Annotated in this window: 9 protein-coding genes; 8 read left to right on the top strand and 1 reads right to left on the bottom strand. The window is 48.9% G+C overall.

The genetic code is table 11. The features are described 5' to 3' along the window. The first annotated feature begins 479 nt into the window (after window positions 1-479). A complete protein-coding gene (locus tag ACKI3C_RS07485) occupies window positions 480-1,151 on the top strand; it encodes a hypothetical protein (protein WP_407403628.1) in 672 nt (223 codons plus the stop codon). 103 nt (window positions 1,152-1,254) lie between these two features. Here the strand turns inward: ACKI3C_RS07485 and ACKI3C_RS07480 are convergent, their stop codons facing one another. Next, complete coding sequence (locus tag ACKI3C_RS07480) at window positions 1,255-1,542, bottom strand: SemiSWEET family sugar transporter (protein ID WP_407403625.1); 288 nt, start codon at window positions 1,540-1,542, stop codon at window positions 1,255-1,257. A 437-nt stretch (window positions 1,543-1,979) separates the two neighbouring features. Between ACKI3C_RS07480 and ACKI3C_RS07475 the strand changes: the two genes are divergently transcribed. From ACKI3C_RS07475 to ACKI3C_RS07445, 7 genes are all read left to right on the top strand, one after another. Then, entirely contained in the window at window positions 1,980-2,417 is a 438-nt protein-coding gene (locus tag ACKI3C_RS07475; RefSeq protein ID WP_407403623.1) for a lipoprotein, read from the top strand. 60 nt (window positions 2,418-2,477) lie between these two features. Beyond that, window positions 2,478-4,220 (top strand): lysine--tRNA ligase, encoded by a 1,743-nt coding sequence (gene lysS / locus ACKI3C_RS07470; protein WP_407403621.1) that lies wholly within the window; start codon window positions 2,478-2,480, stop codon window positions 4,218-4,220. Between the two features lie 165 nt (window positions 4,221-4,385). Then, complete coding sequence (locus tag ACKI3C_RS07465; protein WP_407403619.1) at window positions 4,386-5,102, top strand: PmeII family type II restriction endonuclease; 717 nt, start codon at window positions 4,386-4,388, stop codon at window positions 5,100-5,102. Window positions 5,103-5,104: 2 nt separating this feature from the next. Continuing rightward, window positions 5,105-6,922: a DNA cytosine methyltransferase gene (locus ACKI3C_RS07460; protein WP_407403617.1), complete on the top strand. Its 1,818-nt coding sequence runs from the start codon at window positions 5,105-5,107 to the stop codon at window positions 6,920-6,922. Window positions 6,923-6,955: 33 nt separating this feature from the next. Beyond that, window positions 6,956-8,035, top strand: a complete 1,080-nt coding sequence (locus ACKI3C_RS07455) for an acyltransferase family protein (RefSeq protein ID WP_407403615.1) — start codon at window positions 6,956-6,958, stop codon at window positions 8,033-8,035. A 242-nt stretch (window positions 8,036-8,277) separates the two neighbouring features. Continuing rightward, entirely contained in the window at window positions 8,278-10,593 is a 2,316-nt protein-coding gene (locus ACKI3C_RS07450) for a FlgD immunoglobulin-like domain containing protein (RefSeq protein ID WP_407403613.1), read from the top strand. Between the two features lie 89 nt (window positions 10,594-10,682). Further along, window positions 10,683-11,141 carry a hypothetical protein gene (locus ACKI3C_RS07445; protein ID WP_407403611.1) on the top strand — a complete coding sequence of 153 codons (459 nt, stop codon included), beginning with the start codon at window positions 10,683-10,685 and terminating at the stop codon, window positions 11,139-11,141. Window positions 11,142-11,407 lie beyond the last annotated feature (266 nt).

Here is an 11,407-nt window from a genome sequence, read left to right as displayed (position 1 = left end):
CCGGCAGGACAATACCTGAATAACCCCCACCGCCGAACGAAGTGGCGGTGGGGGTATAGTATCAACAAGCAGATGCGTCCAGTAGGACGCTAATCGGAGCAAACAGGTGAAACTCAAATGGTTCCATATGCTAAAGTTGAGTCATTTTGAGGACAGAGTCCTCCGTTTTAAGGGAGGTTCGCTGGTCGCGGCACCTGCAGGGAGTTCTGCGTGTCGGCTTTCAGCCTCTCATTACATAATCTTGTGAGATCCGCGCGGGGAATCTGCAAAAAATCTATTGTAGTATAGATACAACAGATTGCTCTGATTTAACTGAATAAGAAATTATTCTAATTATTTTAATTTCTTTCAGTTATATATTTGTTAAAACATTATTCGTACATAAAGAAAGGTGATTCGTACATCGGAGGGGTGTTTGTTGACGGGAAGCGGTGTGATGTTTTGTAATTTTGTGCAAAACAAATAAAATTCACAAGATTATGAAGAAAAAAACTATTATGAAACAGATTTTATTTATGATTTGTATGATTGCATTAGCATCTTGCAATAATATAAATCGCGCCGAAGAACAAGAAGAAGAGGTCGTTGACTGTTGCGATCCGCACGTGACACTCTATTTGCAACCCTATGCCGATTTCTCACAGGATGAGGCAAAAAAACTAAGCAAGCACATCAAAGAAGAATTTGTGACTGCTGGTGTGGATGTGGCTGTCAGTGACGTCGTTGTCCTGCCGAGCAAAGAATTGCCGCAAAACGCATATTATGCTAAAAGAAATCGCTATCTGGCATCGATACTGCTGAACGATTTGCTGACTGCTAAACCAAAATATGATGAGTATGTCATAGGCTTAACTCACAAAGATATTTCTACAAAGATTCATGGCTATGACAACTATGGTATCATGGGATTGACGCGCTTAAACCATCATGCATCAATAGTATCAGACTATAGATCTAAAAACAAAGCTTTCTATAAAACAATTATACATGAATTTGGTCATGGTTGGTATGATTTTAACCATTGCAAAGATCCTAATTGTATAATGTGTGACTATCAATATAGTAACAAACAATATAAAAAATATTACGTCTGTGACGAGCATGCCGCAATGAACCCCAGCGAATATCTTCGGAAACACCCGCAGAGGTGAGTTGCCCGGTTGCATGACATGACTGCCAATAACGCACAACAGGCCGCTATGGGCATAGCGACCTCGTTGTGTGTTATTGCATCCCCGTTTATGGGAGTGAGTCTTACTTCTTCTTGAAGAAGTCGTTGTGGATCTTGATTGCGCTGATGATGACGCTTGAAATGGTTGTGATCACGTTGGTGACAAAAATACCCATGAAGCTGGTGTCGCCGTTAAAGCAGGCATATCCGCCCTGGATAGCAAAAGCGAGCGAGCCGACGCCCATGAGCAGGAATGTGGTCATGGCGATGCCATCGGTGTTGCGTGTGCGCATTGTGTGGATCGCCTGCGGCAGGTAGCCAAATACCATGGCGATACCGCCTATGTAAGCAATGATAGTAATAACGTCCATTTGTCTTTATTTCAATAATTTATGGTTAGAGGTGAATTTTCAAAGGGTGCAAAGTTACAAAATAATATCCAAAAACGCAAATACTGCTCTCATTCTCACAGGGCAACCGCACCCCCTCTTCACACGATCTCCCACAGAGACACAGAGGCCACAGAGATTTTTTTAAGACATAAGATTCTAATTATTTTAATTTCTTTCAGTAAAAACCAATCTCTGTGGACATTGTGGGAGATAATAAAATTTCTTCTAATTTCGGATAATTTCTTTCAGTAGAAAATCTCCGTGGGCTCTGTGTCTCCGTGGGGGAAGTCGGGAAGTTCTTGGGAAGTTTTGGCAAGTTTTGATGCGGTTGCCCTGACCTTTAATCTAAAAAGTTTGCGTTTACGTCAAAAAAAACGTACCTTTGCAAGTTGGAAACATTTGAATAAGAAAAAGATATGAAGAAAGTAGTATTACCCTTGCTCTTGGTCCTGGCCTTGGCTGGATGCAACGACAAGGAAAAATATCGGCAGGAAGCCAGCGCCAGCAGCGCTCTTGAGATGGTGGAGGATGCACCCAAAGCGTCTGACGCACAGTCTATAAACGAGGATAACCCCGAAGCTGTGGCCAAGCGCATCGAAACCCTTGTGAAGCAATGCGACTATGTGCCCACGGGCAACATGGACAAGGATGCACAGGACATCGTGGACCTGCAGATGGCACTTGCCGAGAAGTCGGCCGACGGACTGGACAGCAAGGCTGAGAACGACAGGGCAACGGCGATGCTGCACATCCTGGGCGAGTATTATGCCAATAAGGGCAAGCAGGACGAGTTCCAGAAACTCATGGGACAGAAATTGCAGGAAGCCTTGCAGGCACAACTGGCACAGCAATAAGTAGCTATACAGCAATAAGCAACAACAAAAATAAACACTAAAATTCTATATACACGATTTATGAACATTTTAGAACTGAGCGAACAAGAGATAATTCGCCGCAACAGCCTTAACCAGTTGCGCGAACTTGGCATTAACCCCTATCCCGCCGACGAGTATGTCGTAAACGCTTACAGCGACGACATCCGCGAGCAGTTCAGCGACGACGCTGAGCCCCGTCCCGTGAGCATTGCCGGCCGCATCATGAGCCGCCGCATCATGGGCAAGGCTTCGTTTATTGAGCTGCAAGACTCACACGGCCGCATCCAGGTGTATATCAGCCGCGATGACCTGTGCCCCGACGAGAACAAGGACCTCTACAACGTGGTGTTCAAGAAGTTGCTCGACATGGGCGACTTCGTGGGCATCAAGGGCTTCGTGTTCCGCACCCAGACAGGCGAGATCAGCGTGCACGCACAGGAACTCAAGCTCCTGAGCAAGTCGCTCAAACCCCTCCCTGTGGTCAAGGTCAAGGACGGCGTTACCTACGACGCGTTTGAGGATCCCGAGCTGCGCTATCGCCAGCGCTACGTTGACCTCATCGTCACTGCCGGCGTCAAGGACACATTCCTCAAGCGTGCCACCGTGCTGCGCACCCTGCGCAACGAGCTCGACGCTGCCGGCTACACCGAGGTTGAGACTCCCACGCTGCAAGCTATCGCCGGCGGTGCAAGCGCTCGCCCCTTCATGACTCACTTCAACGCGCTCAACATAGGCATGTATATGCGCATCGCCACCGAGCTCTACCTCAAGCGCCTCATCGTGGGTGGTTTTGAGGGCGTTTACGAGATAGGCAAGAACTTCCGCAACGAGGGTATGGACCGCAACCACAACCCCGAGTTCACCTGCATGGAGCTCTATGTCCAGTACAAGGACTATAACTGGATGATGTCGTTCACCGAGCAGCTGCTCGAGAAGATCTGCGTGGCAGTCAACGGCAGCACCGAGACCGTGATCGACGGCAAGACCATCAGCTTCAAGGCTCCTTACCGCCGCCTCCCCATCCTTGACGCCATCAAGGAGAAAACCGGTTATGACCTCAACGGCATGAGCGAGGAAGAAATGCGCGACGTGTGCAAGAAACTGGGTATCGAGGTTGACGAGACCATGGGCAAGGGCAAGCTCATCGACGAGATCTTCGGCGAGACCTGCGAGGGCACATTCATCCAGCCCACATTCATCATCGACTATCCCGTGGAGATGTCACCCCTCACCAAGATGCACCGCAGCAAGGCGGGCCTGACCGAGCGTTTCGAGCTCATGGTCAACGGCAAAGAGCTTGCCAACGCTTACAGCGAGCTCAACGACCCCATCGACCAGGAAGAGCGCTTCAAGGAGCAGATGCGACTTGCCGACAAGGGCGACGACGAGGCTATGATCATCGACCAGGACTTCCTGCGCGCATTGCAGTACGGCATGCCTCCCACTAGCGGTATCGGCATCGGCATCGACCGCCTGGTGATGCTCATGACCGGCAACAGCTACATCCAGGATGTGCTCCTGTTCCCGCAGATGCGTCCCGAGAAGGTTGCCAAGCGCGACAAGGAAGAGGCGTTCACCGCCCTGGGCATTCCCGCCGAGTGGGTAGCACCCATCCAGAAGGCCGGCGTGCTCACCGTCGAGGCCCTCGGCGCACTGGAGCGTCCCGGCAAGCTCTTCCAGGACCTGCTCGACATCAACAAGAAGTACAAGCTGGGCTACAAGGCACCCACTGCCGACGAGGTGAAGCAATGGGCCGAAGCCGCCAAGGCAGCGCAGGCTTGATTATGATACTTAATGCATAGGTAACCGGGTGCCTCGGTATCTGGTTGCCTATGTATTTCTTCACAACCATTTCCTTGCATTTCCCTTTGTCATCTAATTTGTGACATACTTGATTGTAGGGCAGTTTGAATCAACGGAAAAAGAAACTATATAATCCAATACAGCATGACCGAAGAGCAAAAATCAGCTATTATCTTGAGCGGTAAGGAATATTTTCGCACAACGATTATCCCTAATCACATCAAAAACCTAAATAGTTTAAAACTAAAGAGTTTTAATATTAACCCCTTTTTGATAAACTATCTTGCTTCATTTTTGTGTGGTAATACCGAACCTGAAAGTCTAGCAAAGGCTCTCGTATATCCTCGCATTCTTGGGACAAGCTTGAACACTAGTTTCGGGCAGAATATTCAGGTTTTCATTTCAACCCTTAAGGAAATCGTTGGTGGAGCATCAGGAATAAATGGGATTGACATTGAATTTGAAGACGCAATTGACGGACGTCGAAAATACTGTCAGTGCAAGGCGGGTCCACAAACTATAAACAAAGATGACATAGCTACAATCCTGGGGCATTTCAAGTATCTAATGAATAAATCTCGCCTAGATAAAATGGGGTTGCAATTTGACGACTTGGTTGTCGGTGTTTTGTATGGAGAGCGTGAAAATCTTTCGGCTAATTACAAAGCAATTGATGCACATTACCCGGTTTTGTGTGGTGCTGATTTTTGGGAACGGCTAACAGGAGACAAAAACTTCTATAACAAGCTTGCAAAAGCTTTTGGCGAAGTCGTTGAGGAAGACAATATCGATGGTAGTGCCATGATTCGTAATAAAGTAAATGAAATTGCCCTAGAAATCAAGAATAAGGGCGGCCTATAATCATGAAATTCATATCTGAAAATAATTTAGCAGCCTTAACAGGCACATCAAACCGCACAGTGCAAAAGTGGGCGGAAAATGGCATGTATCAAACATACACGGTGGATGGTGTGCGTGGCTTTAACATGGAGGATCTGAACGATATACCAGACGTGTGTGCCATGCTTAACACCAACTGGAACGATGAAAAGAATGTTACTCCCCTTAGGCAGTATAATTCAATAGAATTATTTGCAGGTGGAGGAGGTTTAGCGCTTGGCATGTCGTTAGCAGGATTACATCACATCCTACTTAATGAATTTGACAGTTCGGCATGCAAAACGTTAAGAACCAATAAACCAGAATGGAATGTAATAGAAGGTGACATCCGTCACATTGATTTCACTCCATTGCGGGGAAAAGTAGATTTCTTGTCTGGCGGATTTCCTTGTCAGGCGTTCTCTTATGCCGGAAAACAAGAGGGGTTTAGCGACACCAGAGGAACATTGTTTTTTGAACTAGCGCGTGCCGTAAAGGAAATACAACCTCTTGTTTTTATGGGAGAAAATGTCAAAGGACTTAAAAGTCATGACGATGGGAGAACTTTTAGGACAATTTGCAACACCATTAGTGAACTGGGATACACACTCGTAGCGCCTAAAGTTCTCAAAGCAATAATGTATCAAGTCCCACAAAAACGCGAACGTCTTATTCTGATTGCTATTCGCAACGATGTTGCCAATGGTATAGACTTTCAGTGGCCCTCCCCTTTTGAACGGGTGCTAACCCTTCGTGACGCTTTGTTTAGAGGCATTATTTTTGACCAAGATGTACCCGCATCAGAGGGGGCAAAATACCCGGAAAAAAAATCGCGGGTACTAGACCTTGTACCCCAAGGTGGAGATTGGCGCGACTTGCCAGAAAACATCGCTAAAGAATACATGGGTGGCAGTTGGCATCTTGGTGGAGGAAAAACCGGCATGGCAAGAAGGCTTTCCCTTAATGAACCTTCTCTCACTTTAACTTGTTCTCCTTGTCAAAAACAGACAGAGAGATGCCATCCGCTAGAAACACGTCCGCTAAACGTTCGTGAATATGCAAGAATACAAACTTTTCCCGATTCATGGCAATTTAAAGGGACATTAAGCGATAAATATAAACAGATAGGGAATGCAGTTCCTGTAAATTTGGCATGGGCTATAGGGCGTTCGATTATACGACTGCTCAATAGCATACAACGCAAATTCCCGTCACAACCTGCCAATTACCAAACGGCTGTGGAACAAATAATTAGCGAGCAGTCGCGGCTTGTTGTAACAAAGGATAACAAAACACAAACCTCAACGGTCAACACTTCATGCAAACAATTAAATTTGTTTGAATTATATGAACTTTTTGGGGAAAAGAACATGATAACAGGTTCTTTTGTTCAAGAGGATGTCACTTGCTATGGTTGTCAAAAAAACGAGCAACAATCTATTGACAAATCAAAAAAAGTGCTTATCGCTCTAATCGATAAAAATAATGCTAAATCGTTTGTTGGACAGGCAAAAGACACATGCTATACAAGTGAAATTTTTCCCGATTCAATTGTACTTAACCAACAATTCTACTTTATGCCTTACATCAAAGGGAAAGGATTCAAAAATCTTTATCTCGTTAAGAGCATACGCGTGTGTAAGAGAAAGAAAAATCAAGACGATTTCAATGGTTTTACGTTGGTATTTGAACTGGAATTCCATAGCGGACTCTATAACAAATTCCATTCGCTTCCGTTAGACATTTGGGGAACTTTCAATTTTACAACTATAGACAAAATACTCGCTCTAGACACTAAATAATAGTGCTTTTAATTGTTTTCAAATAACAAATTCATGCAACCATTACTCAGCAAGCAGCAATGCTCGGCGGCGCGTGGCCTTGCCATCACGTCGATCATGCTGCACAACATATGCCACAACTACCATTTCTCAATCAAGGAGAGCGAGTTTGAGTGGGCCATCGACCAGACTTTGCGCTGGGGCGACTACCTCCAGCACCCCGACATCAACCTGGTGATACAGCTGTTCTCGTGCTTCGGCTACATCGGCGTGGCAGCGTTCATCTTCCTGGGCGGATATGGCCTGGTGCGCAAGTATGAGCAAGGCAAGCAGGGCGACGCCCCGTTCGGTGCAGGCCGGTTTATCTTCAACCAATACCGCAAACTCTTGGCGCTGGTGCTCGTGCCGCAGCTGCTGTTCCCCGTGTTGCAGCTCATCATCACACACCACACTAATGTGACGCTGGGAGGCCTCATCGCGCAGTTCACGATGACCACCAACTTCCTGACCATGTTCAGGATCAATCCGTTCATCTACTGGTACTTGGGGTTGATGATGCAGCTTTACATCGTCTATGCTTTGCTCTATCGCTTCGACAGCCACAGGGCGCGGGTGTGGATACCCGTGGCGCTCATAGTCGTCAGCATCGTGATGCACAACGTGGTGCCACCCGAGTCGCTGTTCGGGTGTCTCATGCGTGACAACGTCTTTGTGGGTTTGCTGCCGTTCTCGCTGGGTATGCTTGCCGCCCGCTACATGCGCGAGGAGCACCTCAGCCCCCGTCGCGCGGCTTGCCTGTTGCCGGTTCTGGTGATCATGTTCCTGGGGTTCACTCTCAACTTCGTGCTGTGGGGCATTATCTATGCAGTGGGTGCGGCGATGTTTGTGTGCATGGCCCGCTTGCTCAGGGGGCGCTTGCTCAAGGCTGCCGATGCCGTGGGTAAGGTGTCGGCGCTGATATTCGTGTTGCATCCGCTCACACGCTACATCAACAACACAGTGGTGGCTTCGTTCATACCTCACAGCTACAACACCATGGTGATAATCTACGTCGTTCTCACCGCACTGGCAGTGTGGGGCTACCGCAAGCTCAAGATCGACACCACGGTCAACCGTCTCATCGCCGGGAAGTGACGCGTTTTTCTCTATGGTCTCTGTGAGTCAAAAAAAACAAAAACACTGAAAAAATGCCATCATAGGGACTGTCCCTTTGATGGCATTTGTGTCTCTGTGGGGGAAGTCGCAAACGGAGGGAACTATTGGTGTGATGTCGTTTTGTAACCGCTTTTAATTAAAAAAACAAACAAAGTGCTCTAAAAGTGCGAGATTATCAAATTATTTTGTATCTTTGTAAATTGTAAACAAATTAGACAACTATGATAAAACGTGTTTTATTAGTACTCGCGGCGGTTACATCACTCGTGTGCTCGGCGCAAGACAATGGCCAGTGGAAAGCCCACCCCAAGTATATGGGAAGCGGCACGCAGAACTTCATTGACGTGGGCAACGTGGCCTACCTTCAATGCAGCAACAACCTCTTTGTCTTCAACAAAGACACCAAGGAGGTGAAAATCCTCGACAAGGGAGAAGGTGTCAACGATGTGGTCACAACCAATATCTACCACAACTACGCCCCCTATGCCGGCTACACAGTGGTCACCTACCGCAGTTCTAACATCGACGTGATACACCCCGACGGCAGCGTGACCAACATACCCGACATTGCCGATGCTGTGTATAACGGTCCCAAGGGCATCAACGACATCACTTTTGCCGACGGCAAGATGGTTGTGGCTACCGAGTTTGGCCTTGTGTTTATCGACGACAAGACCCTGCAAGTGACCGACACTTACTACTACAACCGCAGCATCACATCGGCAATGCTGTTGAGCGGCGTGCTTGTCGTGTCGAGCGACGACGAGGTTTTCTACGACACCCGCAAGAACCACGATGACTTCAGTGCCTTCACCCGCACCAACATGTATCCCTCCAACGCCCACTTCTATCCCATCAACGGGGAGAAGTTCTTCATGCGCACCGACGAAGAGCTCGACATCATCACTGTCGAGTTTACCGACGACGCAAACGTTGAAGTGACACTGATCGCTGGCGGTCCTGCCGACAACATCCAGCCCACTCCCACAGGCTTCATCGCCAACTTCATGTCGCAAGGGTTCTACTACACCTTTGCCCCCGACGGCAGCTCGCCCACGATGGTTAAGGGCACCAAGGAAATCTTCACATGCCACCCGGCAGGCGACGGCACCAAGTGGGCAGCCGGTGCTAGCGGCGTGCACCAAGCGGGCAACAGCACCTACTACGTGCCCAACGGCATAGGTATCACCCAGAACGCTTTCTACAGCACCTACAACCCCGGCGACGGAAAGGTGTATGTGAACCGCACGTGCGACAATGCGCTCATCAAGCAGTACAACCCGTCGCAGCCCGAGATTTGGAGCTATGACGGCAACGTCTGGAAAAACGTGACTCCCAAGGGCGCTCCCACCAACAACTATGCCAACTACTGGCTGGTGTTTGAGGAGGGACAGCCCAACTCTTACTTCTACAGCACCCGCTCGGCATACATCGTGCATGCCGTGAACGACACCGTGAGACAGCAACACTCTGCAAGCAACAGCCCGCTGTCGTTCATGAACGCACTGCGATTTGACAACGACGGCAACCTGTGGGGCGTGCAGTCATTCCGCGCCATCGACTACGGTAGCAAGTACAACCCCTATGTGATGATCCTGCCCAAGGACAAGTTCAACGAGGCTCCCGCAAAGGAAAACTGGATTACACCCGAAATTGATGGCAACCGTAACTACAACAAGCGATGCAGCTTTGCGTTCACCAAGGGCACGAACATCGCCGTTTACACTATAGGCGAGGTCAACTACTCGGGAATCCAGGTATGGGACATGGAAGGCGACTTGAACAACCCGTCGCCCAAGAAAGCCTATATCACATCACTTCCTGCCGACGACGGCGCAAACTTTGCTTGGATGCAGATCTACGGCTTCACCCCCGACGCCGAGGGCAACATCTGGGTGGCAACCGACCACGGCTTGTTCTACTTTGACCCCAGCAAGGCATGGAGCGACGACCTGATTGCCCACACAATCCGAATCAAGATGGGCACCGAGAGCGAGTCGGGCCGCTTCCTCGAGGGCGAGTATGTGTATAGCATCGCCATCGACGAACAGGGCCGCAAGTGGGTGGGCACCAAGACCCAAGGCGTGTTCCTGCTGAGCGCCGACAACAAGAGCGTGCTGGCACACTACGACATCTCTAACAGCACGCTGCCCAGCAACTTCCTGTATAGCATCACCGTGAAGCCCAACACCAACTCTGTGATCTTCGTCACCAGCGAGGGCGTTGCCGAGTATTTCCACGAGGCTCCCGTGCTGATCGAGAACTACGACAACGTGCAGGCTTATCCCAACCCCCTGCGCCCCGACAACACTGGCTTTGCCACCATCACCGGACTGGTCAAGAACTCCGTGCTCAAGATCACCGACCGCAAGGGCAACACAGTGGCTACGCTGCATGCACAGGGCACAAGCACCAAGTGGGACGGATGCAACGCCGCCGGCGAGCGCCTCGAAACTGGCGTGTACAACGTGTATGCCGGCACCAGCGAGGAAACTATGAGTACAACTCCCGTGACACAGATCCGCATCATCAAGTGATAATCAATGCAGGGCACATGCCTGTAACAGAACAGTCTAGGTATCCGGCTCCATCCGGATATCTAGATTTTGTGTAAATACAATACCACATGGTCATTGAAGTAAACTCCACCGAATTTTACGTCATGTCATTTGCCGTTGCCGTGTCGCTCATAGCGTTGCTGTTCGGCAAGAAAGAGGAAGGCCCGGCAAGCACCGAGATAGTGCCTATGGCGCTCAACCCGTGCGTGACCTGCGACGACGGCCTAGTGGCACTGCACGCCCTCGACGACGGGATCGTGATGCTGCTGCGCAACGGCATCCCGCTGCCGGCTGGCGACACGGTGAACGTGGTGGCGACCACCGTGGGCGACAAGCTGCGCATAGTGGAAAAGAAAGGCCTATCGACACACGCGGCAAGCGACGACAAGCTCGACGGCACAGCCCAATTACGGCTGCCCGCGAAAACGCTGCACGTGAGATATGAGAGCGAGCTCACCGGTGAGTGGGCTTTGTTCTCGTTTACCAATCACGCAGGACGCACCGCCACAGCGCATCTCAAATTGTGAAGCCGCTGCCAGAACTCTCACAATTTTAACCAGACTGCAATAATTGACTCAACTTTAGCATGTGAAACTCAATGTGTTTTAACATCCGCAACTTAATTTTTATTTCTGGAGAAAAAATCTGTTTCTTTGGTAACTATTCAGCAATGGTATTTTGGGTAATTTCCCCGCGCGGATCTCACTGATAACACAGATTTAATAATAACTGAAAGAAATTAAAATAATTAGAATAATTTCTTATTCAGTTAAATCAGAGCAATCTGTTGTAA

This window comes from Sodaliphilus sp., assembly GCF_045598405.1.
Taxonomy (GTDB): domain Bacteria; phylum Bacteroidota; class Bacteroidia; order Bacteroidales; family Muribaculaceae; genus Sodaliphilus; species Sodaliphilus limicaballi.
This window is presented reverse-complemented; position numbering and strand designations above follow the sequence as displayed.